Genomic DNA, 23,204 nt, shown 5'->3' on the forward strand with positions numbered 1-23,204 from the left:
CGATGCCTCTTTCGTTATTAAAACGACTTGACTAGAAGTTCAACGGTTGATTCAGGAGTACGAAACGGAACATACCCGAGTTGCTTGATCCGGTCATTCGAAAATGTCGCTTGTTCCGCTGAACGATCTGGCACTTTAAATGGTTTACCACTTGCTTCAATCAATTTCATGCGGAAATCTGTTTCTGGCAGATTAACATCAATCGCATTAAAGATGTCCCCATCTTGCGCATTTGTTGCAGCAAGGACAATCATCTCGACTAGGTTATCCGCATGGATCCACGGAACGACGTCTTCCGGGTGTACCCAAGTAATGAGATCTGCCACTTTCATCCGCTCGACTTGTCGATCCCCCCAGTAGGATTGTTCCTCGGCACAAATAGAACCAGGTCGGAGGATGATTAAATCGGAATCGGGTGTATATTCCTGTAACAGGCGTTCCGATAACTGCTTTGTATGAATGTAGACGTGCTCTGACTTTAGGAGCGGTGACGTTTCCGAAAAATGTCCACTTACGACTTCTCCGTAAACGGAAGTCGTCGAGATGTGTATGATGCGCTTGACACAAGCATTTGTTGCAGCATCGGCGAGATGTTTCACACCTGTGACGTTTGCTTCTTCCGCTAAGTCGGGGTCATCCCCAAGGTAGGCAGCACAGTGGATCAAGAGATCGACGCCTTGAAGTGCTGCAAGAAGCGAAGCCGGATTACCGAGCTCACCGATGATTGGAATAACGTCATTTGTTGAATAGTGATCCGCCTGTTCCTGAGAACGATAGAGTCCTCGAACTTCACACGCTTCTTTAAGAAAACGTTGCGCGACACGTGAGCCAAGCGTCCCGGTCATCCCTGTAATCAAAATCGTACTCTCGTTTAAGTTCATGATGCTTACTCCTTTGACTCCGTCTTTTCAGCGAAACATTTCTCACAAATGAAACGACCTTCGCTTTTTAAGTAAGCTTTTACTTCCGTCATCCCGCGATGTTTTGGATAACGCATCTGGATATAAACCTTTTCGTTTCCTTCGATCGTTTTGCCACAATGAATGCATGTCGGTTCTTTACCAAACATCCTATCGCTCCCTATATTTTTATCTTCTACCTTATCGTAAAGGAAAATTAAGGATGTTGGAAGAATAAAGTAAAAAAAGAATCTAAAGAAAGGTGTCTATGATCTTCATTGCTATTTTTCTCGCCGTCGGTGGAGTCGTCTGGTTCATTTCAGCGCGCAGTCAGTCGAAGCATCGTTCGCTCGATGGTCAGGAGTATACGCTGAACCAGCACGACGTCCATCAGCAGCAAAATCATCGTGATTTTTGAAGGCATGTCAAGGAGCATCCGGTCGATTGACTGTATGCTCCTTTTTAGCGATTGCGTACATAAAGGAAATATTTCGCGTTGCTCCAAATCAAGGCGATAATCAATAAACTGATTGCGAAGATCTGAGACTGTCCGGTTTCATACGAATAAATGACCAATACGACGATGACACCCATCAATAGGAGTTGCAACGAAGATTGTGAACGAATGAGACCTTCTAACATGACGTGTCGTTCTCCGTCATCTGAGGCGGCAAATAGCTTTTTGACATAGTTTGTTTCCGAGTACTTTGGGAAATCACGGTTTGGGTAGATGTGACGCATAAGATTAAGATAATAATAGGATGCAAAACTACTGATGATGAAAAAGAGACCACTTAGTAATAAATGAAGTCCGAAATGATTTTCGATGATGCTAAAAGATGCGAGACCGATGCTGAGAAGAGTAGAAACCTGAACCATCATCATGCCATCCGCATAGTATCGATTCACTTGACCGTCAATCGCATCCTCGTCGTCTGAAGAAACAGGACGTCGAGTCAATTGACGAATTTGCAAATAGCGCACGATATAACTGAGGGTAAGAACCGTCAAGATAACGAAAAGACCAGTGAATATGTAATTAAGATAGAGCGATAGTTCAAACTTTGACAAGCTGGTATGTTTGAAGACAGACATAACGATATAGCTACTAATGAAACCGAGCAGTGCTGCGATGATGACTTTGATTGCTTCTTTTTTCATATTAATTCCTCCTCATCGAAATAAAAAATTTCTTCTAACGGCGTATCAAACACACGAGAAATTTTGACAGCAATCAATAGCGAAGGCATGAATTCTTCACGCTCGATTAAGCTGATTGTCTGGCGTGAAATGTTTGCACGCCGCGCCAGTTCAGACTGATTCCATCCGTGACGAGCACGTAATTCTTTTAAGCGGGATTTCATATAGGGATTCACCTCCTATATAATGTAACTTATCATAGTCTTTTTGACAACGATAATAGTCAAAAAAGATAATATGATGGTCATTAATATGTAAATCAATCATATCGATGGGATAAATTGTATACTAGAATAAGTCGAAAGGAGATGTGAAACACATCGATGAAATCTCAGTCATCTGTAAACGATGTTTTTTATCATGATGAGGATGTTGCGTGCCGAATCGCTTCGGTTCTACAAATCGAAGAGACACTACTCAAACAAAAAATCACCTATCTCCAAGACGTGACAGACTCGGACGCAAGTAATACATACGAACAAGGACGTCAGCAGCTATCAGACAAACTCGATACGTTAAGACGTTCGGTAAAAATGAATCTTATCTCTCGCGACGATGTCCCACTCCGAACGCGAGCACTCTGGAAACAGTCACTCAGAGCGACGAGTGTAACGGAAGAGGAAGCGCGTCTCATCCAAGAGTATCTTCGGATTGAGGCAACGATGCTGACACAATCAGGAGAAGCGGTTTCTGATCTCTATGCCGCCTTATTTGATGCAGATGAGCCGACACGGAAACAAGCATTCTTATCGATTGAAGAAGCGTTCCGGACGAATGAATCCGTCATTCAACGATTATTTTCGCAACTTGTCGACTTGCGACAAGTGCGTGCTTCTGCAAGCCATCAGGCGGGTTACGAAGAATTGGCTTTTTCGGAGCTTGGTCGTATCGATTATTCAAGCAAGGATGTCAATCATTACGCCAGCATCGTTCAAACTTATTTCCGACCGGTTAAACAGCAATTTCAGCTCGAGCAACAAACGTTTCTTGGCAAACAGGCGCTTCATCCGTGGGACGTCCGGCAATCAGCCTATACGCAGATTGATCATCACGTAACCGGTTCTGACGCTTCATTCTTAGACAAGGCACAAGCGATCCTCGAGAATGTTCATCCGTCTTTTACTGATCTCCTAAAAGAGATGCGCCAAGCGAATCATCTCGATATCGGGACCAGGCCAAATAAAGCTGGTGGTGGGTTTTGCGAGTATTTACCCGTCGAACGACAATCGTTCTTGTTCATGAATCGCATGCAGACATTCGATGATCTCGTCATCTTCATGCACGAGATGGGGCATGCCGTCCATCATGATGCGATGAAAGAGACGTATGATGGACTTCAACCGATTCCGCTCGAAGTAGGCGAATTCGCCGCCATGTCGCTCGAGCTTTTGACGATGAACGGGTGGCACCAAGTGATTCCAGATCGAAAAGACGTTGCCCGAGCGAAACTCGAACAGATTCGTTCCATAGTGGAGTTTTTGCCACAAACAATCATCGTTGATCGTTTCCAGTCATGGCTTTATGCTCACCCGGACCATCTGCCGGAAGAACGACAAGCTTCTTTTGCTCGTCTACGAGAGACGTATGATACGGATGTCATCGATTGGTCGGAAACGCCTGATTGGAAAGGACTCGAATGGATGAATGTCATTCATCTTTTTGAGACGCCATTTTATTACATTGAATATGCGATAGCGCAGCTTGCTGCTCTTCAGTTGTATCACCGTTTTACGAGAGACCCTGACCAAACGATAAAGGACTTCCTTGCAGCTTTATCGCTTAGTCAAACCCATTCGATTCAAGACGTTTATGCGAGAGCGGGTGTGTCATTCTTACCAAGTGATGTGGAAATGAGAGAGCTGCTGATATTCTTAGAAGGTCACATCGAAGTTTGGACAAGAGAATTGGAGCAATCAGACGATGTAGATGTTAAAAAGAAAAAGCCTTAATCTGGAGCGACAGATGTACAAAACGATAGGAGGATGAACATGAACACACGAAAAAATATCGTTTATGCGACATTATTCAATGCAGCTGGCGATCGATTATTGATGGTCGAGAACCGTGGCAATCACGGTGACTACTATACATTGCCCGGTGGGACAGTCGAGCTCGACGAAACGTTACATACAGCAATCACGCGTGAAGTTCTGGAAGAGACAGGATTTACAATCATACCAGGGGATATCGTTCATGTGGCGGAAGCATTCTTCCCGCAAGCGGGGGAACATTGTCTCTTTTTCTTCTTCGCGGGAGAAATCACCTCCGGTAAATTAAAGACGAATGTTCCAGAAGAAATTTCCGGACTCGTCTGGATGGACCGTGAAGAAGCGTTCAAACATCTCAATCTTCCAGAAACATCAAAGGAATCGCTTTTTGCTGGTCGAACGGTACCGTATGACTTTGCGGGAGAAATCATCCACGCGTAAGGAAGTGTCGCTTGACGTACTAACGTGATGAATTTTCGGGTACAACACTACAGGAGCATTACCCGAAACTTGTAGAAAGTCAGGTGAACACACGGTATGTCAATTCTTACGTTTTACGAAGTCAGCTATCAACACATCTTACACGAAATAACGGGTGAGTTCCGTGAGGGTGTCATTACGACGCTCGTCGGACCGAGTGGTGTCGGGAAATCGACGACATTGAAACATATCAATGGACTGATTTCTCCCGATCGCGGCGAAATTCGTTTTCGAGGCGAACCACTTGAGCAGATGAATCTGCTCGATGTCCGCAAACGGATCGGGATGGCGTTCCAAAGCGCGCCGATGATTCCGGGTACTGTCTACGATAATATCAATTTGCCGAAATCGATCTTCGGGGAATCGTTACCGCGCGAAGAAGCGGAACGTTTGCTACAACAAGTCGACCTATCCGTCGAACTTGAGCGACCGGTCAAAGATTTGTCGGGTGGTGAACGAAGTCGACTTGGAATCGCACGGACACTTGTCAATCGACCGGACGTCCTGTTGCTTGACGAAATCACGGCAAGTCTCGATTACCGGATGGTACAGGAGATTGAAAAGCTGATTCTTGATTTACAGCAGAAGTTACAGACGACGATCATTTGGATTACGCATGACTTAGAGCAAGCCAAGCGGGTCAGCGACGACGTCTGGTTTTTAAAGGACGGGCGATTGATTGAGTCTGGTGCTTTTAAAGAGCTTGCTTCAAGTGGTCAAGCAGAGACGCAAGCGTTCTTGAAGGGGGAATCGATATGAGTTACCTTCAACTGGCGACATCGCTCATCTTCATTCTGATTCCTCTCGTTTTAGCGCGGACGTTACGGCTTGGTCTAGAGAAGGACATCCTCATCGCAACCGTTCGATCGATTGTACAGCTGTTGATCATCGGTTATATTCTGACGTTCGTCTTTGAAAGCGGCAGTCCGGTCTTCATGTTACTGATGATTCTGTTGATGATTGGTGCAGCGACACTGAACGTCATCCGTAAAGGGGACGGGATTCCCGGGATCCAGTGGATCATCTTGTTCACACTGATTGCGGTCGAAGCATTGACGATGGGCATTTTGCTCGGGTTACGAATCATTCCGTTCGAAGCCCAGCAAGTCATTCCAATCAGCGGGATGGTCATCGGAAACTGTATGATCTTGTCCTTATTGTTTCTCAATAAGTTCAAGGACGAGGTCGAACGAAGCGACGAGGTCATCGAACTAATTCTTTCACTTGGTGGAGATGCGAAGACAGCGATTGATACGAGCTTAAAAGGCGCAATTCGTACAAGTATGATTCCAACGATTGAAGCGCAAAAAACGATGGGGCTCGTCCAACTGCCAGGGATGATGAGTGGATTGATCATCGGTGGCGCGGATCCAATGGAAGCGGTCCTTTATCAACTATTGATTCTATTCCTGATCTTGACGACGGCGGCGATGGCATCGGTCCTCGTTGGTTTTCTATCCTACCGTCGACTATTCAATGAAAAAGCACAATTCATTGGATTAACGTATAAGAAAAAAGACACGTAAGGAGCTCGTTATGCAGACTTATCCGATTACAGAAGTCGACCTGCAACTGGTCGAACTAGCAACCGAAACGATTCAAAGCCGTTACGCTGCCGATAAACATCACGTCGCAGCTGCGTTGCGGACAAAAGATGGCGCGACGAAAACGGGTGTTCATGTCGAAGCCTATATCGGGCGGGTAACAGTTTGCGCAGAAGCCATCACGATCGGTTCCGCCATCACGGATGGATTGACAGATTTTGAGACGATCGTCGCCGTTCGACACCCCTATTCGGACGAGGCGGACCGAACGATTCGTGTCGTCAGTCCGTGCGGCATGTGTCGCGAATTGATTTCCGACTATGCACCGGACGCATTTGTCCTCTTGACGATCGACGATCAGTTGACGAAAGTGCGGATTGCAGACTTAATTCCACTTAAATATGTTCGTTCGTGATTATAAGAATGGAATAAAATTCGTTGATTTAAAAAGAAACGAAGGAACTATCATCTTCTGAGATGTGTAGTTTCTTCGTTTTTTTTTGTAGAACACTTAGTTTTGTGATTGAAAAAAGCTCAACACCAGTAATGCATTCTTTTCTTCTCGTTATGATTTCCTTCCTCTTTTTATGAATTATGAAGTAATATAAAAAAAGAAAGGTATAATTATAAAATAAAAAATCTGTAGTTTTACTTAAAAATTTTACTTAAATCTAAATTTATAAGGAGTGTTATCATTTGGCGACGATTAAAGATATTGCTAAAAAAGTAGGCTGTTCCATTTCGACAGTTTCACGAGTATTAAATAATGATTTAAGTTTATCGGTTGGTGATGAGACGCGTACGCGGATATTTGAGGTGGCTGAAGAGCTTGGTTACAAAAAAAAGACGATGAAATCACTCGTTAAAAATATTGCTTTTTTGTATTGGTTGACAGATAAAGAGGAGCTTGAAGATATTTATTTTCACACGATGCGAATTGCGATCGAGAGATTGGCTAGGGAGAATAACATGGAGTTAACGACCTACAAAGTAGCGGATGGGATTGAAAAGATTCCGCTAAACATCGAGGGATTTATTGCAGTGGGTTCTTTTATGGATCGAGAACTGGAATATTTAAGAGAGTTGACGACTAATGGAGTCTTCATTGATTCGACACCAGATGCTGAACACTATGATTCGGTGCGTCCAGACCTTGACCAAATCACACGAAAGACAATTGAAGTACTGAAGCAGCAGGGACATAAAGAAATTGGATTTATCGGTGGAACTTTTCAGAATGCTGATACAAATGTAGAAGAAATGGATGGGCGGGAACGTGCTTTTCGTAAGTATATGCAGCAAGAAGGAATGCTAAATGAGACATTTATTTTTTGTCATCATGGTTTTTCAGTTGATAATGGCTATTTTTTAATGAGTCAAGCGATTGAACGCCTTAGTGAAAAGATGCCAACCGCTTTTTTTGTAGCGGCAGATCCAATCGCCGTCGGCTGTCTGCAAGCACTTCATGAAAAACAAATTGATGTCCCGAACCGCGTCAGCCTGATCAGTGTGAACAATACGAGTATCGCGAAATATGTTTCGCCTCCCTTGACGACCTTCAATATCGATATTGAAGAAATTTGTAAAAATGCGATTCACTTATTACTTGAACAAATCATTGAAAAACGAAAAGTAGTAAAAACATTGTATATAGGTTCTGAGTTAATTATGAGAAAAAGCACCATTTAATTTTAGTAAATTTTTTACTAAAATTATTTACTAAATCTTCTTAGAGTGTTATATTTTATTTGTTAAAGCGCTTTCATTTGTGTTTTACAATTCTCTAAGGAGGTTTGGTTTTTTTATGAAAAAACAATTGAAATATTCTGCTGTACTTAGTGGTTTTGTATTGAGTATGTCGTTAGCTGCGTGTGGTCCGCAAGAGGAGGCAAAAGATACAAAGACTCATAATGGAAAAATCAATTTAGTCGTTTGGGAAGATATCGAAAAAAGCGAAGGAATCAAATCTGCTGTGAAACGATTTGAAAAAGAGAATGATGTTAACATCAAAGTTGTTGAAAAACCGTATGCAAAACAAATTGAAGATCTACGGTTGGACGGACCGGCCGGAACAGGTCCCGATTTATTGACAATGCCTGGAGACCAAATTGGAACGGCAGTAACGGAAGGAATCATAAAAGAAATAAAGATTCCGAAAGACGTCCAGTCTCAATATACGGATGTTGCACTTGATTCACAAATCGTCAAGGGCAAAATTTACGGCGTGCCTAAAGCTGTGGAGACGACGATTCTATATTACAACAAGAAATTAGTCTCAGATAAAGCGTTACCTAAAACGATAGAAGATTGGTACACATTGTCGAAAAAGATGAAAACTGAAAAGTCGTTCGGTTTTTTAGCATTATTTGACCAAGTTTATTATGCGCAGAGTGTCATGAGTGGGTATGGCGGTTACATATTCAAACGTTCGGAAAGTGGAGTGTACGACACAAAAGACATCGGATTAGCGAATGCTGGCGCAATTGAAGGAGCAAACTACATTCAAAAATTCTACAAGGAGAAGCTGTTTCCGTCGGGAATTATTGGTGAACAAGGGATTAACGTTTTGGAATCACTGTTTACGGAAGGAAAGGCAGCAGCTATCATCTCTGGTCCATGGAATGTTGGACCATTTGAGAAAGCGGGCATCGATTTTGGGGTCGCCAAACTTCCTGAGCTTGAAAATGGGAAAAATATGAGTTCATTTTTAGGTGTAAAAAGTTATAACGTTAGTAGCTATTCAAAACACGCAGAGCTTACTGAAAAATTAGCGCTCTATTTAACGAACGAAGAAAATTCAAAAAAACGCTTCGAAATCACTAAAGAAGTACCTGCCATCAGCGCATTGGCGAATGACCCAATCGTTACAAAAAGTCCAGCAGCTCAAGCCGTGGCAGAACAATCAAAATTCGCTGAGTTGACACCGAATATCCCAGAAATGAATGAAGTATGGAAGCCAGTCGATGCAGCCCTCCAAACCATCGCAACAGGAAAAGCTGAACCGAAACAGGCGATGACTCAAGCCGTTGATACCATTGAAGGACAAATTAAAGCGAAGCACAGCTCAAAATGAGAAAAATGACTCCGATCCGTCGGTTAGCCCATTGATGCAGTCTGTTGCTAAATAATTTGTGAAGAGGTGAAAGGCGTGCAACATCGTAGAATAGGTATGCTTTTGTCAGTGATTCCCGGACTCGGGCAATTGTATCATCGTCAGTGGATTAAAGGCGTGTTGTTATTTACGGTAAGTATTGCATTTTTAATTGCGTTCGCTGACTTGTTGAATATGGGGTTGTGGGGTATCGTGACGCTTGGTACGGAAGTGCCGCGAGACAACTCTATATTCTTACTAGCACAAGGTATCATCGCTATTATTGTATTGATGTTCGGTCTTGCCCTATATTTTTATAATCTTCGAGATGCATATCGAACAGGACAAAAAAGAGACGATGGATTACATATAAGTTCATTCAAATCAGATTACTTGAACCTGATTGGACAAGGATACCCTTATTTAGTAAGTAGTCCAGCATTGTTTCTCTTGATTTTTGCGGTTATTTTTCCGATTTTATTTAGTTTTGCGTTAGCTTTTACGAACTACGATCTTTATCATTCTCCACCAGCAAAATTAGCCGATTGGGTTGGGTTCTCCACTTTTGCTCAAATATTTAAAGTCGATATATGGCGATCGACATTCTTTGATGTGTTGTCATGGACGATTGTTTGGACATTAGTCGCATCGACCTTACAAATTTCAGTCGGGATATTTTTAGCAGTTCTCGTCAACCAGAAAGAAGTTCGCTTTAAAAAAGTCATCCGAACGATATTCGTCCTTCCATGGGCAGTTCCAGGATTCGTGACGATTTTAGTGTTCGCAGGACTCTTCAATGACAGTTTTGGTTCAATTAACAACGATGTCCTCGCATTTTTTGGCATCGATGCATTACCTTGGCTGACGGACGAAAAGTGGACGCGTGTGGCACTTGTTTTCATGCAAGGGTGGTTAGGTTTTCCCTACGTGTTTCTTGTCACGACAGGAGTCTTACAATCGATTCCTGAAGATTTATATGAAGCGGCGACAATCGATGGCGCATCAATCTTTGCGAAATTCCGCTTCATCACGATGCCAATGGTGTTACTTGCGATGTCGCCAATCATCATTACGCAGTTTACATTTAATTTCAACAACTTCAATATCATTTATCTGTTCAATGGTGGTGGTCCGTCTGTACCTGGATCGAATGCGGGAGGGACCGATATTCTCGTATCTTGGATTTACAAATTAACGATGCAATCGGGTCAATATGCATTAGCCGCCGCTTTAACGATTTTACTTTCGATTTTTGTCATTACAATTGCGCTTTGGCAGTTTAGACGTACAAATTCGTTTAAGGAAGGGGCGTGACGGTAGTGTCGAATATAAAAAGACTACGTTTCATTCGTATGACGATCACCTATGTCATTTTGTTGGTCGTGTCTGTCGTCATCTTTTATCCACTTCTTTGGACGATAGGTGCGAGTTTTAATCCAGGAAATAGTTTAGTCAGTACATCGCTCATTCCGAAAAACCCTACCTTTGATCACTACCGTGAATTATTTGCTGGAAAAGAAAGCCTTCAATATAGCCAGTGGTACATGAACTCATTGAAAATCAGTGTGTTTACAATGATCGGAACTGTCGTTAGTGTCTCTTTCACTGCATATGCTTTTTCTCGTTTTCGTTTCAAAGGACGTGATCAAGCATTGATGTTATTTTTGTTACTTCAAATGATTCCTCAGTTTTCGGCGCTCATAGCCTTGTTCGTACTAGCGCAAATTTTAGGGATGATGAATAGCCACTGGTTATTAATTTTACTGTACATTGGTGGGCAGATTCCGATGAATACGTACTTGATGAAGGGGTATATGGACTCAATTCCATTAGACTTAGATGAAAGTGCAAAGTTGGATGGTGCAAGTAATACCAGAATATTCCTTCAAATCATCATGCCATTATGTCGTCCAATGTTAGCAGTCATTGCGATGAATGGGTTCACAGGACCACTCGGAGATTTTGTTTTGGCATCGACAATACTTAGAACGCAAGAATCCTATACGTTACCAATCGGTCTATTTAACTTAGTGAATGAAGTGATGGGAGCAAGTTATACGACATTTGCAGCAGGTGCGATTTTGATTAGTATTCCGATTGCCGTCGTCTTCGTTCTGCTCCAGAAGCATTTCGTAGCCGGTTTGACGGCTGGTGGAACAAAAGGGTAGTAAATAGAAATCTGTTTTTAAAGGAGAGGAATATCTATGGAGAAATCAGGTAAATCTTACGTAACACCTGCTAGGCGAATGCTCCATGGTGGAGACTATAACCCGGATCAGTGGTTGGATGTTCCGCATGTCTTACGGCAAGATATCGAATTGATGCGTCTCGCTCATACGAATACTTATTCCATCGGTATCTTTGCCTGGAGTGCGTTAGAGCCGGAAGAAGGGGTTTACACGTTCGAATGGTTGGATCAAATCATCAATGACATTCATCAAAATGGTGGGAATGTAATTTTAGCGACACCGAGTGGAGCGAGACCAGCATGGTTATCGCAAGCATATCCAGAAGTATTACGTGTCGATGAACGAAGGGTTCGACAGCTTCATGGCGGACGTCATAATCATTGTTTCAGTTCGCGTGTTTATCGACAAAAAACGCAACAAATCAATCGACTCCTGGCGAATCGTTATGGGAAACATCCAGCATTATTGATGTGGCATATCTCGAATGAATACGGTGGAGAGTGTCATTGTAATCAATGCCAAGCCGCTTTTCGTGCTTGGTTACAAGAAAAATATAAAACACTTGATCGACTGAACGCCGCTTGGTGGGGAGCATTTTGGAGCCATACGTTCAACGAATGGTCGCAGATTGAATCGCCGTCTCCAATCGGCGAAAGTATGGTCCACGGTTTAAATTTAGACTGGCGTCGTTTTGTAACAGATCAAACAATTGATTTCTATCAAAATGAAATTCAACCATTACGTGAAGTGACTCCAAATATACCGGTGACTACTAATTTCATGGCAGATACGGATGACTTGATCCCCTTCCAGTCGCTTGATTACAGTCAGTTCGCGAAATATGTTGATGTCGTGAGCTGGGATGCGTATCCGGCTTGGCATAACGACAAGGAGTCAACGAGTCGTTTAGCGATGAAGGTCGGATTTATTAACGATCTATTTCGTAATCTAAAACAACAACCGTTCTTGTTAATGGAATCGACGCCGAGTGCCGTTAATTGGCATCCTGTCAATAAAGCTAAACGACCAGGAATGCATTTGTTATCTTCGATGCAAATGATTGCCCATGGTTCGGATAGCGTACTTTACTTCCAGTGGCGTAAATCTCGAGGGTCATCTGAAAAATTTCATGGGGCAGTCGTCGATCATGATGGAAGTTCTGAAAATCGTGTCTTTCAAGAAGTTGCAGAAGTCGGTCGTTTGTTAGAACATTTAGATGAAGTCGTTGGTACACATCGTCCAGCCGAAGTTGCGATTTTATACGACTGGGAGAACAACTGGGCATTTGACGATGCGCAAGGATTTTCGAATGACACGAAGCGTTATCCCCAAACACTCCAAGAACATTACCGGGCGTTTTACGAGCGTGATATTCCGGTAGATGTCATTACAAAAGAACAAGATTTTGATGGTTACAAACTGTTGATCGTTCCGATGCTTTATTTAGTCAGTCAAGAGACAATCGAACGGTTAAATCGATTCGTCGCGCAAGGTGGGACTCTCATATCGACGTATTTGACCGGGCTAGTTGATGAATCTGACTTAACTTATTTTGGTGGATGGCCAAGTGAGTTAAAAACGATGTTCGGAATCGAGCCAGTTGAAAACGATACGCTATACCCGATGGATAAAAATGGAGTGAAGTTCCGCGATAAGACATATGAACTAAAGGATTATGCGACAGTCTTGAAAGTAGTGACAGCTGAAACATTTGGAGTCTATACAGAAGACTTTTATGCTGACACAGCGGCAGTGACGCGGAATAATCACGGAGAGGGCGTCGCTTGGTACATTGGTGGAAGGTTGGAGGAGCGATTCCAAAACGATTTTTATGCAGAAATCATCTCTTCGTTGAATTTGCTATCGCCTCTTCAGATTGAACATCTAGAAGGTGTCTCGGTGCAGGTGAGAATCGATGCGTCGTCTATCTACGGATTTATCATGAATTTTTCGGAAGAACGCAAAACGATTGAACTGAAAAAACCAGTCGAAGACTATTTGACGGGAGAACGACTCATCGGAAATATGTTACTACAACCGTACGAAGTAAGAATTGTGAAGTGTAATAACAAAAAATAACGTCGTCAGAAAATATGTAGTAAGTATAAGGTGGAACGGATTTTGCAAAATATTCTCAGAAACCGAGGCTGAGATGATGTAAATCGGTAACAATACTGAAAAACGCAGGATCTCCTTATCAAATGATAGGGAGGTCCTTTCGTATTTATGAGGTAAAAGTCGATTAGCTCAGATAAGGCTCGATTTGATTCCCAGTTGATCAAACTCCCAACTGCCTTGGACAATCAAGGTATTGCAGTGTTCGTTCTCCTTTATTTCGAGTAATCCCTGTTCAATCCGATTGCAAGTTTGTCCATTTAAAACGATATAATGGACGTCCTCGTTTACGTTCTCGACAAAACCGATTGTCACAATTAGATTTTCATCCGTATCCTGAGTGAAGTAGAGATTGTCCTGGTGCATACACAGCATCATCTCGATTCCATTCAAATTCAAAAAATGTGTTCGCTGTGACGGGAACCCCGCTATCCTTAAGATTTTTCACCCCAAATCCATTGGAGTAGATGACTTCCTGATCTTTGACGCTCGCTAGCGAAAATCCAGAAATCGATTGAGAAACAGCTTTTTCTTGAATAAAGTGATCTAACGTGCAAATCATCTATTCACTCACTTTCTAATTTGTATGTTTGCCTTTTCCTTAGTAGGACTAGCTCGTTCAAATGAGTACAATTCCTTTTATTACCATGATAATTTGTGTATAATAGCTTTTTATGTATTTACTTCTAAAAAATACTTATATTGGTTATTGTAATGATATCATGTTGCAGGAGGGGTCTTGGTGGACAGTTTATTAGAAATAGAACGATTATCAAAAACCTATACGCGGGGAACAGAAACGGTCGAGGCATTAAAACAAATCTCCTTCACGTTAGAAGAAGGTGGTTTCATCGCCATCATGGGAACAAGTGGCTCTGGAAAAAGTACACTATTGAATATAGTAGGGGCACTTGACGCACCAACCGGCGGAACGTTGACGCTAAAGGGAAAACGGCAACGCGACATCTTCACTGAACCTGCTGCGACGTTATACCGTCAACAACACATTGGGTTCATCTTTCAATCGTTTCACCTGCTCGATGATTTGACGGTCCAGGAGAACATCGCCTTACCATTGATGTTGAAGGGGATGGATGACAAAACGATCAATCAAGAGGTCGAAACTTGGCTCAATCGCGTCGGACTGACGAAGTGGAAAGACCATCGACCGCAAGAACTGTCTGGTGGACAACAACAGCGCGTCGCGATCGCACGTGCCTTGATCAGTCGACCACCGATCATCTTAGCGGATGAGCCGACGGGGAACCTCGATTTCAAGACATCTGCTGAAATCATGCAGTTGCTACAAGAACTTAATCGCGAACAACAGACGAGCATCCTACTCGTGACCCATGATGCAACTGTTGCCGCTCATGCGAAACGTGTACTGTATTTTCATGACGGACAGATCGTCGCCGATCAGCCGTCGACTGGAGACGTGGCACCGATTTTAGAGACATACGAGCAGTTCGTGGGGGCTGTATGAAACGACAACATCTCTTCCGTCTTTCTCACCGACTGTACTGTAAAAGTCCGATGATTCTATTGACCTCAATCGGAAGCGTCATGATTTCGATTGGTCTCGTCTTAACGATGGTCATCTTTTTACTACATAATCAAGCTGCGATCGAGACAGATCGTGAACAAAGATACGGTCAAGTCGATCTGACAATCAAATATGCATCACATGATGAATGAATGGACAAGAGCGTGCATAAAAAACTTAAAAAGGATCAAGCTGTTTTGCGCGAAGCGTCGATTTTACAGACGACAGCACGCGTTGCTGGTCAAACAATCGCCGATGTGAAAACACTTGGGGTCCATTCGGATGCCCTGACGAAAAGTCGGTATCATTTCACGAACGATTTGAAACAGGGAGAAGCGATCGTGTCAGCTCGACTCGCGACGTCGCTTGACCGTAGTGTCGGGCAAGCGCTTCGCGTTGGAGAAGAGACGTATCGAATCCGTGAGATTTTACCAAATGCGAAAATATCTGAAACTTCGCAAGATCAAGTCTTGCTTTCTTATGCTGACCTTAAAAAGAACCATCCAGGTGAAATGAAATCCGTCTTGCTTGATCTAAAAAAAGAGACAAGTTCCGTTCGCTATGCCGATACGTTCGTCAAAGCGAATCCGAAGCTTCGTATTGAACTTGCAGAAGGACAAGCACTCTCTCCAGCAATGAACGGCTATATTGGAATCTTATCAATGCTCATCCTTGTCGTGTCCGGCTTCATCTTGATGGCGAATTTCGACTTGTATTTGCGTAAACATGCTGTTCAATTTGCGATCATGCGGACGCTTGGGGCGACAACTCGGCAACTGTTTCAGTTGTTCCTTGTCCAGTCCGGCTTGATTGTCTTAGCGGGAACGATCCTCGCAATCCTGGGTGGTATTTGCTTACCGTTACTTGGTCAACTGGTATGGCCAACAGAAGGGAAAATGATCGTCTCTCTCATGATCGAACAGGGAGAGTTCTTGATGCTCATCACGCTCGGTAGTGCCTTGTTGATTCTGATGTTGCTCGCGAGCACCGCTTACCGAAAACGAGATGTGTTACCGCTCCACGTCTTACGAGAAAATCTAAAAACAGCGTCACGACCGACACGACGAAAACGTCTCGTCCTTGCTAGTAGTGGGTTGACTGCTAGCTTGATCTTATTCGCAGAAGTGATCGCAAGCACAGAAGGGGCGCGGGCGATGACCTGGATCGGTGCAACTATTGCCTTTTTACTGACAATGTATCTTGCGACGCCACTGCTCTTGAAGGGAGTGCTCCATCGAGCGGAACCGTTCGTTCGTCGGTTAGCGGGACCGACGAGTTTCGTCGCCTTCCGGGGCGTGTTGCCACAACTACGGAAAAACGCCTGGTTGATGCTGATCGTTCAAGTATTGATGATTATCGTCGTCTTGACGTTTTAAAGGGAGAACAGACGAGTGACACAGAAGGAATCATCGTCTCACGGACCTTCGCTAAAAAACACAGACTCCAAAAAGGCGATACGTTGCCGCTCGGCCGATGGGACGGGGAACAAGAGCGAAGTGTTTCACTCGGTCAATTCCGAATCGTTGGAATCGAAAAGAAGATAGCGCCAGACATCCTCGTGGATTGGCGGAACGAGCAGCTACGGCAAACAAGCGATCAGATCTTAAATGTCTTTATCGACGTTCCATCCGAGTTAAAGAAGGCGCAAGTGACCACAACATTATCAGAGATCACAGAAAGTTATCCGACATTGCAAATGAATCGACTATCTGACGCGCTTCACGATGCGGAGCAACAAACGACGGAACGTTGGTTCGTCTTCATCATTGCGCTTGTCGTCATGAGTGGATCCATCTGGTTCGGACTTGCAAACGCTTTACTCAGTTTCGTGAGTGGAAAACGAGTCGAGTATGCCTTGCTACGAACGATTGCGCTGACTCGAAACAGGCTGCGTCAATTGACACTCATTCAAATGCTCTTGTTCATTGGGAGCGGCATCATCTTTGGACTGATCAGTGGTCTTGGTGCGACAATCTTCGTGACACGGATTGATGATACAGGATCATTCTATCTCAACGTCCCGACGATTGCTGGAACCAGTGCCGGTTTGGTGGTGCTTGTCCTAGCCATCGCTTGGTTCGTCACCCGACGGAAGCAGGAAAACCTCGTTCACGAATTGAAACAGTAAGTATGGGCAAGTGAACCGGGGGGATCGAAATGCGAAAAACGATCGGGGCGATTCTATTACTTGTAGTGATTGGCGGTGTTGGTTGGTGGATGATCGCAGATGAATGGGATGCAACCTATGAGCAGATTGTTGAAGTGCAAGTCGTTCGGCACGTGACGAAGCAGTTCGGGCGCGACAATATCGCGTCAGTCAAACCTTATTTCGTAGCGTCCGAATCATCAAAATCACGACGTCACCAGATTGCCGTTCAATTGAAATCGGCACCGACTGGAGAATACCGGATGTACCGAGTATTTCAGAATAAGGTCGAATACATCGGTCGATCACGAACCGTTCGATCAGATTAAACAGGTACGTTGAATCAGTTGGGGGATTTAAATGAAAACGAAAGCCGAACGTATCGCGTTCATTCAAGAAGAAAAACGTCAACTCGCTAAACCACGTTTGTACAGCTCGTTACTGTACGGCTTTAGCATCCTGTTGGTCGTCGCCAATCGGGACATGTACTGGCCACTATTTTTATTATTTGTAGCACTAGTCTGGATTGCGCGGATCCACTCGCAAGAAGTCGAACGTGATATGGCATTAACGATAGAACCACAGATGAAGAAAATCATTCAATGGCAGTATGTAACGGATTTTCTGTTCGTCATCTTAATGGGATTATTCTTTCCAATACTAATCGTATTCAACTTGCCATTCTTCCTCAGTTTTGCCGTCTACGTCGTTCTTGCGATTGTTTTGCTCGTATCCGATGTGCTACTTGAACGAAACGGAAAACATCTCGATGTCGAGCATCCGACGAAGAAGGAATTGCGGACGTATCCGAAGTCGTGGAAAAAGATCTAATTCGTGGAGCCGGTCGATGAACCGGCTCCTTTTTGAGCATTCCGGTCGCTTCGGCGTGCGAGACTGCCGTATGATGGAAAGGCACATGAAGAAGGAGGTCCTCGTATGCTTGCGATCATCATTGGATTCATCATCGGTTTGCTCGTACCGGTTCAAACGAGTGTCAATACACGGCTACGGGGCGTCGTCGGGTCGCCATACCTCGCTTCACTGATTTCCTTTTCGATCGGCTCACTCTTCTTACTGATGCTCGTGTTGCTCGTCGATGGGAATCTTACAGGTCTCACGGCTACGGCCGATGAACCGTTCTGGATCTGGGGTGGAGGGGTTCTCGGTGTCATCTATTTGACCGGGAACATCTTATTGTTTCCGCGACTCGGAGGCGTTCAAACGGTCATCATGCCGATTTTTGGTCAGGTCATCATGGGACTGTTGATTGATCATTTCGGATTGTTTGAAGCGAACGTCACGACATTTTCGTTAACGCGGATCATCGGTGCAATGCTTGTGTTACTCGGTGTCGTCGGAACAGTCGCGCTCGGTGACTATTTGGCACGGCGTCGTCAGAAACGACTAGAATCTCAAGGGAATTCGTTACTCGTTTGGCGTATACTTGGAGTTCTGACCGGTATGATGAGTGCTGCCCAGACGGCGATCAATGGTCATCTCGGAAGTGTTCTCGGGTCAGCCGTCAAAGGCGCCTTGATTTCATTCGTCATCGGTACGATCACCTTGTTATTGCTGAATCTGATCCTCCGAACGAAGTGGCACATCGATCGGTCGCAACCCTTACCTGCTTGGATTTGGATCGGGGGATTGATTGGCGCATTGTTCGTTGCCGGTAATGCCTTCATCGTTCCGCTCGTCGGTACTGGACTCGCTGTCGTGATCGTCACGATTGGTTTACTGACCGGCAGTCTGTTGATTGATCGTTTCGGCTGGTTCGGTGCAAAAAAACAACCGGTCACGGGTGTGCAGATCGTCAGTCTGCTTGTCATGCTTGGAGGTATCGTGTTGATCCGCATTTAAGAACAGCTCGTTCTAACGTATGGATAGATACGTTGAGAACGAGCTGTTTGTTTAATCGTTCTTAATAAAAAGAAGGAAATGATTTCCTAATCGATGAATTGAGATAAACTGAAGAAAGAGTCATCATTTAGGAAGTAGATTCGGAGGAGAAATGCATGAATCTAGTGGATATCGAACGACGATTACGAGAGGACTCAGAAGTGCAGCTCATGCTGCATTTTGGCAAACGCCGCATACCTACATACCGGAGAGTGGAGAATCCTTTGACGCGGTCCGCGAGCGCATCCTATCGTTTTTGGAACGACTGGCAGACCATGAAGAAGACGAAAACATCTTAATCGTCACCCACGGCATCTTCCTTAACATCTTGCTGACATATCTTCAACGTAAGCCGTTCGCGACATTATGGGATCCGCCGTTCATTCATGGAACGAGTTTGACGATCGTCGAATACAGGGATGGGGAAGCCGTGATTCGATTAGAAGCTGACATGTCGCATGTCATAGCGGACTAAAAAAACGGCGGACTTTTTCTCGGTCCGCCGTTCTCCTTATCGTGATTTCATCAAATAGATCAAAATTGCGCCTTCTTGTTTTCTGACCTTTAGGTGAGGAGAGGCTAACGTGTCGATCGAGCGACCGATGATCGATTCTCCTGTCGTATAGCGTTTGAGGAGTAAGGGATAGAATGAAGCATTCGTCTGTTTCTGATCATTGAATTGACCGCTGTCAGTCTGGACGTTTTGAGGTAAGGTATAGACCGTTTTCGTCTCAGGAATACCATTCTTCGTATCAAGCGAATAGGTGAAGGCATGCGAATCGTTGAGCAGGTTCAAATCATACGTCAATTGGAACGGTGTGCGATCATATGTACCGGCAGGAATCGATTTGTCGATCAGCACCTTTGGTGGTTCTGTATCGTCAAATTGGACCGCTTTGAGCTGGAGCGGGCGATCGAGTGCACCAGTTAAGAAAAATGTCCGCTGTTGCTGCGACTCGTCCTTCGTGGTAGAAGGTGTGATCGAAAAGTACGACTTCTTGATCTTGACGGTCTCTTTAGGAAGGACGGTTGCTTCCGTTGTGCAACCAGCAAGCAAGAAGGGAAGGGTGAATAAGAGCGCGTATTTCATGACGTGTTCCTCTTTTCCATAGTCATAGTGAATCGAGAAAAAATAAAATATTCAAAAAATTAGAAATGATACCTAGATTATACCAACAATGTTCTTGCTAAATAAAGGAGGAAATCATGAAAGGCAAATGGTTATTAGCAACCGTCCTGCTCGTCGGTTGTACCTCGACGGGGGAAGAGGCCGAATCGACGGCAAAATCGTTATACGTCGCACCGAACGGCAGTGATAAAAATACCGGCACGTTGAAGCATCCGTTTAAAACAATCCGACAGGCGACACTAAAAGCGACTGCGGGTACGACGGTTTACTTGCGAAAAGGAACGTATCACGAGAAGCTGAACGTTAGACAAAGTGGAACGAAACAACATCCAATCGTCTTTCGGAATTATAAACAAGAACGAGTCGTCTTAAATGGGGAAAACATTAAAGATCGAGACGCAACCTTACCGATCATCCAGATTAAGGATCAAAAATATGTGACAATCCAAGGACTGACAATCGAAGCCGTTCAGTCGAAACGGTCGGACGCGACACCGATCGGTATTTTGGTCACGGGATCAGGATCACACATCACGTTGAAGAACAATACGGTCCGCCAGATCAAGACGCTCGCGAAAGACGGAAATGCACACGGCATCGCTGTCTACGGAACGGGAGCGATTCGTCACCTGACGATCACCGGCAACCGAGTCGAGCAGAATCGTCTCGGTTTCAGTGAAGCCCTCGTCTTAAACGGGAACGTCAAACATTTCCGGGTGACGAAGAACGTCGTACGGGATAACGACAACATCGGCATTGATTTGATCGGACACGAAGGGATCGCTCAGTCGAAGAAAGACGACTACGTCCGTGAGGGCGTCGTGTCGGAAAATCGTGTTTACCGGACGTCGAGCTACGGCAATCCTGCTTACGGGAAGGAATACAATGCAGCCGGTATCTATGTCGATGGTGGGAAAAACTTAACAATTGAGAAGAACCTCGTCGAAGCGAGTGACATCGGGATTGAAGTGACGAGTGAACATGCCGGACGATACGCAGAAGATGTCATCGTCCGCCAGAATGATGTACGGCAAAACGTCTACACCGGAATTGCGATCGGTGGGTATGACACGAAGCGAGGCGGTACAAAACGTGTCCGGATCGAGCAAAATCAGCTGATCGGCAATGATACGAAAGGGCTCGAGGGTGGTCAATTGCTCGTCCAGCATGATGTCCATGACAACACGATCATCAAAAACACATTCGATGGTTCGTTAAGTGTCGCCCATTACTTCAAGACGAGTTCTAGGAACCAGTTTGAACAAAATACGTTCAAACATACGAAACGTTTCATGTGGCGCGACACCTCCTATAAGACGGAACAAAGCTTCCTGAGAGCGGTTCGAAAGGTGGAAGGAAGATGAAGTTATCGGAGCGACTCCTCGCTTACTGGATCCGGATTCCGAGACAATGGCGGCTTGCAGCGTTGACCGCCTTAATGTTAACGATTTGGACAGTGGAAGGCGTTCGGTTTTTAACAAGTCCCGCGTTACGACTGCCGACCGTTACCGATGCAATCATCTGTCTCATTCCGGCGATTCTAATGTTCATGGTATGGAAAACAAAGCGTTCAAATTAACACCTGAATTAATCGAAAATAACAAGGAATTCATTTAATCGTCCTCGAAATAGGGAGGGAACTTCAATTAGTAAGGAGGAAAAAAGATGACGAAACTAACGATTCAAGCTGTGATTGACCGTCCGGTCGAGACCGTGTGGGAGATCTGGAACGCACCGGAAGACATCAAACGCTGGAACGCAGCGTCTGACGATTGGCATACGACGGCGTCAACGAATGATTTGACGGTCGGTGGTCAATTCACGAATCGAATGGAAGCAAAAGACGGTAGCATGGGATTTGATTTCACGGGTACATATGAGGCAATCGTTCCTTACGAACGCATTGCGTATGTCCTTGAGGATGGTCGTCAGGTGACGATCGACTTCACTCGGAACGGGGAACAAACCGAAGTCGTCGAATCGTTTGATGCCGAAACAATCAACCCGCCTGAAATGCAACAAGCGGGCTGGCAGGCGATCCTTGATCGGTTCAAGGCGTATGCTGAGTCGAAGTAAATCGTTCGCTTCGTAACTTCCGACCTCGGCGATCCGTCAGGGCAGGAATACCGCCGCTCTCATAGCGCCGGACCCAGTTATACAATTGTTGATACGACACCTCATGCCTTCCGGCGATGCGTTGGTAGTCCTTTGCGGCCGCCAAACAATCGAGGACGGCATTCATGCGTTCTTCAAGAGTGTTGGTGGACATGAACGTTTTCCTCCTTATTGAATCGCCCTGGATTCGTCCATGGCATCAAACTAGTGCACATACAATCGATGGAAGCCATTGAATCAAAGAAAAATTGACGCGTCTCCTGTTGATTCGATTTGACGATCAGTCGTTTTTCTAGCGTTGGTAAATGCACGAGAAACGAAATCTGATATTCCATAGGCTGCGAGAGAATGGTGGTAGATCGTTTTTGTAAGTGGATCGCTGCTGAATTCGCAGTGATGTATAAGACGTGTCGATTCCATTCATCTTCGTTGAAAAGTGAATCCATCATCGTGATAAATGCTTGACCGGAAATGAAGTTCATCGGACGACCTCCTTTCTTATAATGTGTATATCCTGTACATGTTTTTCGAAAACCTACATTTCAAATATTACAAAAAAACCACCTCCAAAAGAGAGGTGGTTAACGTTATCCTGCTAGTTCAAGCATTTGGACGAACGCGACGTCCGGATCTGTCGTCTCGAATCGGTTCAACCAATCCTTGAAGTCGCCTTCGTACAAAATACGACCTTGATGAAGGAAGATGACATGGGCATCGGTATGCAATAGATCATGTAATTGATGGGTCGAGAAGAGGCACGTTTGACCGTTTGCTGTCATCTGCTCGAAGCGTCGCATGATATGAAGCCGTGTTGCCGGGTCGACCCCGCTCGTCGGCTCGTCAAAGATGTAGAGCGAACGTGG

At 44.6% G+C, this 23,204-nt stretch carries 30 protein-coding genes and 1 pseudogene; 22 read left to right on the plus strand and 9 right to left on the minus strand.

What is annotated here, in order from left to right; translation table 11 throughout:
• Positions 1–17: 17 nt before the first annotated feature.
• A complete protein-coding gene (locus B3M90_RS09215) occupies positions 18–881 on the minus strand; it encodes an NAD-dependent epimerase/dehydratase family protein (protein WP_290783652.1) in 864 nt (287 codons plus the stop codon).
• Positions 882–886: 5 nt separating this feature from the next.
• Positions 887–1,069, minus strand: a complete 183-nt coding sequence (locus B3M90_RS09220) for a hypothetical protein (protein WP_035407678.1) — start codon at positions 1,067–1,069, stop codon at positions 887–889.
• Between the two features lie 92 nt (positions 1,070–1,161).
• Here B3M90_RS09220 and B3M90_RS09225 point away from each other — a divergent pair, with 92 nt between their 5' ends.
• Positions 1,162–1,317, plus strand: a complete 156-nt coding sequence (locus B3M90_RS09225; RefSeq protein WP_155960145.1) for a hypothetical protein — start codon at positions 1,162–1,164, stop codon at positions 1,315–1,317.
• A gap of 44 nt (positions 1,318–1,361) precedes the next feature.
• Here the strand turns inward: B3M90_RS09225 and B3M90_RS09230 are convergent, their stop codons facing one another.
• Complete coding sequence (locus B3M90_RS09230) at positions 1,362–2,060, minus strand: DUF3169 family protein (RefSeq protein WP_035407681.1); 699 nt, start codon at positions 2,058–2,060, stop codon at positions 1,362–1,364.
• Entirely contained in the window at positions 2,057–2,263 is a 207-nt protein-coding gene (locus B3M90_RS09235; RefSeq protein ID WP_035407684.1) for a helix-turn-helix transcriptional regulator, read from the minus strand. Before B3M90_RS09235 ends, B3M90_RS09230 begins: the two co-directional genes overlap by 4 nt.
• A 159-nt stretch (positions 2,264–2,422) precedes the next feature.
• Here B3M90_RS09235 and B3M90_RS09240 point away from each other — a divergent pair, with 159 nt between their 5' ends.
• From B3M90_RS09240 to B3M90_RS09285, 10 genes are all read left to right on the plus strand, one after another.
• A complete protein-coding gene (locus B3M90_RS09240; RefSeq protein WP_290783656.1) occupies positions 2,423–4,048 on the plus strand; it encodes a M3 family metallopeptidase in 1,626 nt (541 codons plus the stop codon).
• A 39-nt stretch (positions 4,049–4,087) separates the two neighbouring features.
• Positions 4,088–4,528, plus strand: coding sequence for an NUDIX domain-containing protein (locus B3M90_RS09245; RefSeq protein ID WP_290783659.1), 441 nt, complete (start codon positions 4,088–4,090; stop codon positions 4,526–4,528).
• 96 nt (positions 4,529–4,624) lie between these two features.
• Positions 4,625–5,326, plus strand: coding sequence for an ABC transporter ATP-binding protein (locus B3M90_RS09250; RefSeq protein ID WP_290783662.1), 702 nt, complete (start codon positions 4,625–4,627; stop codon positions 5,324–5,326).
• Complete coding sequence (locus B3M90_RS09255) at positions 5,323–6,093, plus strand: ABC transporter permease (RefSeq protein ID WP_290783665.1); 771 nt, start codon at positions 5,323–5,325, stop codon at positions 6,091–6,093. The genes B3M90_RS09250 and B3M90_RS09255 overlap by 4 nt, the downstream gene beginning before the upstream one ends.
• Before the next feature lie 10 nt (positions 6,094–6,103).
• Positions 6,104–6,526: a cytidine deaminase gene (locus B3M90_RS09260; RefSeq protein ID WP_290783668.1), complete on the plus strand. Its 423-nt coding sequence runs from the start codon at positions 6,104–6,106 to the stop codon at positions 6,524–6,526.
• Positions 6,527–6,807: 281 nt separating this feature from the next.
• Positions 6,808–7,800 (plus strand): LacI family DNA-binding transcriptional regulator, encoded by a 993-nt coding sequence (locus B3M90_RS09265; protein WP_290783670.1) that lies wholly within the window; start codon positions 6,808–6,810, stop codon positions 7,798–7,800.
• A gap of 115 nt (positions 7,801–7,915) precedes the next feature.
• Entirely contained in the window at positions 7,916–9,184 is a 1,269-nt protein-coding gene (locus B3M90_RS09270) for a sugar ABC transporter substrate-binding protein (protein ID WP_290783672.1), read from the plus strand.
• Positions 9,185–9,259: 75 nt separating this feature from the next.
• Positions 9,260–10,516 carry a carbohydrate ABC transporter permease gene (locus tag B3M90_RS09275; protein WP_290783674.1) on the plus strand — a complete coding sequence of 419 codons (1,257 nt, stop codon included), beginning with the start codon at positions 9,260–9,262 and terminating at the stop codon, positions 10,514–10,516.
• 38 nt (positions 10,517–10,554) lie between these two features.
• The gene (locus tag B3M90_RS09280; RefSeq protein ID WP_290783676.1) at positions 10,555–11,370 is read left to right on the plus strand and encodes a sugar ABC transporter permease; all 816 of its coding nucleotides are present in this window, start codon (positions 10,555–10,557) and stop codon (positions 11,368–11,370) included.
• Between the two features lie 36 nt (positions 11,371–11,406).
• On the plus strand, positions 11,407–13,470 hold the full coding sequence (locus tag B3M90_RS09285) for a beta-galactosidase (protein ID WP_290783678.1): 2,064 nt from the start codon (positions 11,407–11,409) through the stop codon (positions 13,468–13,470).
• A gap of 361 nt (positions 13,471–13,831) precedes the next feature.
• On the opposite strand, the gene B3M90_RS09290 is transcribed toward B3M90_RS09285, so the two are convergent.
• Positions 13,832–14,068, minus strand: a complete 237-nt coding sequence (locus B3M90_RS09290) for a hypothetical protein (RefSeq protein ID WP_290783680.1) — start codon at positions 14,066–14,068, stop codon at positions 13,832–13,834.
• Positions 14,069–14,245: 177 nt separating this feature from the next.
• Between B3M90_RS09290 and B3M90_RS09295 the strand changes: the two genes are divergently transcribed.
• From B3M90_RS09295 to B3M90_RS09330, 8 genes are all read left to right on the plus strand, one after another.
• On the plus strand, positions 14,246–14,992 hold the full coding sequence (locus B3M90_RS09295) for an ABC transporter ATP-binding protein (protein WP_414655229.1): 747 nt from the start codon (positions 14,246–14,248) through the stop codon (positions 14,990–14,992).
• Positions 14,989–15,204 carry a hypothetical protein gene (locus tag B3M90_RS09300; RefSeq protein WP_290783684.1) on the plus strand — a complete coding sequence of 72 codons (216 nt, stop codon included), beginning with the start codon at positions 14,989–14,991 and terminating at the stop codon, positions 15,202–15,204. The genes B3M90_RS09295 and B3M90_RS09300 overlap by 4 nt, the downstream gene beginning before the upstream one ends.
• Positions 15,205–15,216: 12 nt before the next feature.
• Positions 15,217–16,428 (plus strand): FtsX-like permease family protein, encoded by a 1,212-nt coding sequence (locus B3M90_RS09305; RefSeq protein ID WP_290783686.1) that lies wholly within the window; start codon positions 15,217–15,219, stop codon positions 16,426–16,428.
• Positions 16,429–16,511: 83 nt separating this feature from the next.
• Positions 16,512–17,180, plus strand: coding sequence for an FtsX-like permease family protein (locus B3M90_RS09310; protein WP_290783689.1), 669 nt, complete (start codon positions 16,512–16,514; stop codon positions 17,178–17,180).
• Between the two features lie 29 nt (positions 17,181–17,209).
• The gene (locus B3M90_RS09315) at positions 17,210–17,527 is read left to right on the plus strand and encodes a hypothetical protein (RefSeq protein ID WP_290783692.1); all 318 of its coding nucleotides are present in this window, start codon (positions 17,210–17,212) and stop codon (positions 17,525–17,527) included.
• Between the two features lie 31 nt (positions 17,528–17,558).
• A complete protein-coding gene (locus B3M90_RS09320) occupies positions 17,559–18,029 on the plus strand; it encodes a hypothetical protein (RefSeq protein WP_290758721.1) in 471 nt (156 codons plus the stop codon).
• Positions 18,030–18,134: 105 nt separating this feature from the next.
• On the plus strand, positions 18,135–19,058 hold the full coding sequence (locus B3M90_RS09325) for a DMT family transporter (RefSeq protein WP_290758718.1): 924 nt from the start codon (positions 18,135–18,137) through the stop codon (positions 19,056–19,058).
• Between the two features lie 151 nt (positions 19,059–19,209).
• Complete coding sequence (locus B3M90_RS09330; protein ID WP_214854047.1) at positions 19,210–19,572, plus strand: histidine phosphatase family protein; 363 nt, start codon at positions 19,210–19,212, stop codon at positions 19,570–19,572.
• A gap of 36 nt (positions 19,573–19,608) precedes the next feature.
• On the opposite strand, the gene B3M90_RS09335 is transcribed toward B3M90_RS09330, so the two are convergent.
• Positions 19,609–20,187, minus strand: a complete 579-nt coding sequence (locus tag B3M90_RS09335; protein ID WP_214854045.1) for a hypothetical protein — start codon at positions 20,185–20,187, stop codon at positions 19,609–19,611.
• A 116-nt stretch (positions 20,188–20,303) separates the two neighbouring features.
• On the opposite strand from B3M90_RS09335, the gene B3M90_RS09340 reads away from it, so the two are divergent.
• The 3 genes from B3M90_RS09340 (at position 20,304) to B3M90_RS09350 (ending at position 22,302) form a co-directional block, all read left to right on the plus strand.
• Entirely contained in the window at positions 20,304–21,590 is a 1,287-nt protein-coding gene (locus tag B3M90_RS09340) for a right-handed parallel beta-helix repeat-containing protein (RefSeq protein WP_214854042.1), read from the plus strand.
• Positions 21,587–21,805 (plus strand): hypothetical protein, encoded by a 219-nt coding sequence (locus tag B3M90_RS09345; RefSeq protein ID WP_290783695.1) that lies wholly within the window; start codon positions 21,587–21,589, stop codon positions 21,803–21,805. Before B3M90_RS09340 ends, B3M90_RS09345 begins: the two co-directional genes overlap by 4 nt.
• A gap of 86 nt (positions 21,806–21,891) precedes the next feature.
• Entirely contained in the window at positions 21,892–22,302 is a 411-nt protein-coding gene (locus tag B3M90_RS09350; RefSeq protein ID WP_290750681.1) for an SRPBCC family protein, read from the plus strand.
• Here the strand turns inward: B3M90_RS09350 and B3M90_RS09355 are convergent.
• The 3 genes and pseudogenes from B3M90_RS09355 to B3M90_RS09365 form a co-directional block, all read right to left on the minus strand.
• Positions 22,277–22,495 (minus strand): helix-turn-helix domain-containing protein, encoded by a 219-nt coding sequence (locus tag B3M90_RS09355; protein WP_214854034.1) that lies wholly within the window; start codon positions 22,493–22,495, stop codon positions 22,277–22,279. The two genes, B3M90_RS09350 and B3M90_RS09355, sit on opposite strands and share 26 nt — an antisense overlap.
• Positions 22,476–22,823, minus strand: a complete 348-nt coding sequence (locus B3M90_RS09360) for a hypothetical protein (protein ID WP_214854032.1) — start codon at positions 22,821–22,823, stop codon at positions 22,476–22,478. The genes B3M90_RS09355 and B3M90_RS09360 overlap by 20 nt, the downstream gene beginning before the upstream one ends.
• 105 nt (positions 22,824–22,928) lie before the next feature.
• Positions 22,929–23,204 (minus strand): annotated as a pseudogene (locus tag B3M90_RS09365) (AAA family ATPase); the annotation flags it as partial.

The sequence above is a fragment of the Exiguobacterium sp. UBA6309 genome (assembly GCF_002439205.1).
GTDB lineage: Bacteria > Bacillota > Bacilli > Exiguobacteriales > Exiguobacteriaceae > Exiguobacterium_A.

What these genes read in the sequence shown, in the direction of transcription:
- B3M90_RS09300 (WP_290783684.1), top strand. Translation starts at nt 14,989, where the DNA reads ATGAAACGACAACATCTCTTCCGTCTTTCTCACCGACTGTACTGTAAA.
- B3M90_RS09355 (WP_214854034.1), bottom strand. Translation starts at nt 22,495, where the DNA reads ATGTCCACCAACACTCTTGAAGAACGCATGAATGCCGTCCTCGATTGT.
- B3M90_RS09350 (WP_290750681.1), top strand. Translation starts at nt 21,892, where the DNA reads ATGACGAAACTAACGATTCAAGCTGTGATTGACCGTCCGGTCGAGACC.
- B3M90_RS09245 (WP_290783659.1), top strand. Translation starts at nt 4,088, where the DNA reads ATGAACACACGAAAAAATATCGTTTATGCGACATTATTCAATGCAGCT.
- B3M90_RS09255 (WP_290783665.1), top strand. Translation starts at nt 5,323, where the DNA reads ATGAGTTACCTTCAACTGGCGACATCGCTCATCTTCATTCTGATTCCT.
- B3M90_RS09340 (WP_214854042.1), top strand. Translation starts at nt 20,304, where the DNA reads ATGAAAGGCAAATGGTTATTAGCAACCGTCCTGCTCGTCGGTTGTACC.
- B3M90_RS09315 (WP_290783692.1), top strand. Translation starts at nt 17,210, where the DNA reads ATGCGAAAAACGATCGGGGCGATTCTATTACTTGTAGTGATTGGCGGT.
- B3M90_RS09220 (WP_035407678.1), bottom strand. Translation starts at nt 1,069, where the DNA reads ATGTTTGGTAAAGAACCGACATGCATTCATTGTGGCAAAACGATCGAA.
- B3M90_RS09230 (WP_035407681.1), bottom strand. Translation starts at nt 2,060, where the DNA reads ATGAAAAAAGAAGCAATCAAAGTCATCATCGCAGCACTGCTCGGTTTC.
- B3M90_RS09260 (WP_290783668.1), top strand. Translation starts at nt 6,104, where the DNA reads ATGCAGACTTATCCGATTACAGAAGTCGACCTGCAACTGGTCGAACTA.
- B3M90_RS09215 (WP_290783652.1), bottom strand. Translation starts at nt 881, where the DNA reads ATGAACTTAAACGAGAGTACGATTTTGATTACAGGGATGACCGGGACG.
- B3M90_RS09250 (WP_290783662.1), top strand. Translation starts at nt 4,625, where the DNA reads ATGTCAATTCTTACGTTTTACGAAGTCAGCTATCAACACATCTTACAC.
- B3M90_RS09280 (WP_290783676.1), top strand. Translation starts at nt 10,555, where the DNA reads ATGACGATCACCTATGTCATTTTGTTGGTCGTGTCTGTCGTCATCTTT.
- B3M90_RS09335 (WP_214854045.1), bottom strand. Translation starts at nt 20,187, where the DNA reads ATGAAATACGCGCTCTTATTCACCCTTCCCTTCTTGCTTGCTGGTTGC.
- B3M90_RS09360 (WP_214854032.1), bottom strand. Translation starts at nt 22,823, where the DNA reads ATGAACTTCATTTCCGGTCAAGCATTTATCACGATGATGGATTCACTT.
- B3M90_RS09235 (WP_035407684.1), bottom strand. Translation starts at nt 2,263, where the DNA reads ATGAAATCCCGCTTAAAAGAATTACGTGCTCGTCACGGATGGAATCAG.
- B3M90_RS09345 (WP_290783695.1), top strand. Translation starts at nt 21,587, where the DNA reads ATGAAGTTATCGGAGCGACTCCTCGCTTACTGGATCCGGATTCCGAGA.
- B3M90_RS09285 (WP_290783678.1), top strand. Translation starts at nt 11,407, where the DNA reads ATGGAGAAATCAGGTAAATCTTACGTAACACCTGCTAGGCGAATGCTC.
- B3M90_RS09290 (WP_290783680.1), bottom strand. Translation starts at nt 14,068, where the DNA reads ATGATTTGCACGTTAGATCACTTTATTCAAGAAAAAGCTGTTTCTCAA.
- B3M90_RS09270 (WP_290783672.1), top strand. Translation starts at nt 7,916, where the DNA reads ATGAAAAAACAATTGAAATATTCTGCTGTACTTAGTGGTTTTGTATTG.
- B3M90_RS09320 (WP_290758721.1), top strand. Translation starts at nt 17,559, where the DNA reads ATGAAAACGAAAGCCGAACGTATCGCGTTCATTCAAGAAGAAAAACGT.
- B3M90_RS09325 (WP_290758718.1), top strand. Translation starts at nt 18,135, where the DNA reads ATGCTTGCGATCATCATTGGATTCATCATCGGTTTGCTCGTACCGGTT.
- B3M90_RS09330 (WP_214854047.1), top strand. Translation starts at nt 19,210, where the DNA reads ATGCATGAATCTAGTGGATATCGAACGACGATTACGAGAGGACTCAGA.
- B3M90_RS09240 (WP_290783656.1), top strand. Translation starts at nt 2,423, where the DNA reads ATGAAATCTCAGTCATCTGTAAACGATGTTTTTTATCATGATGAGGAT.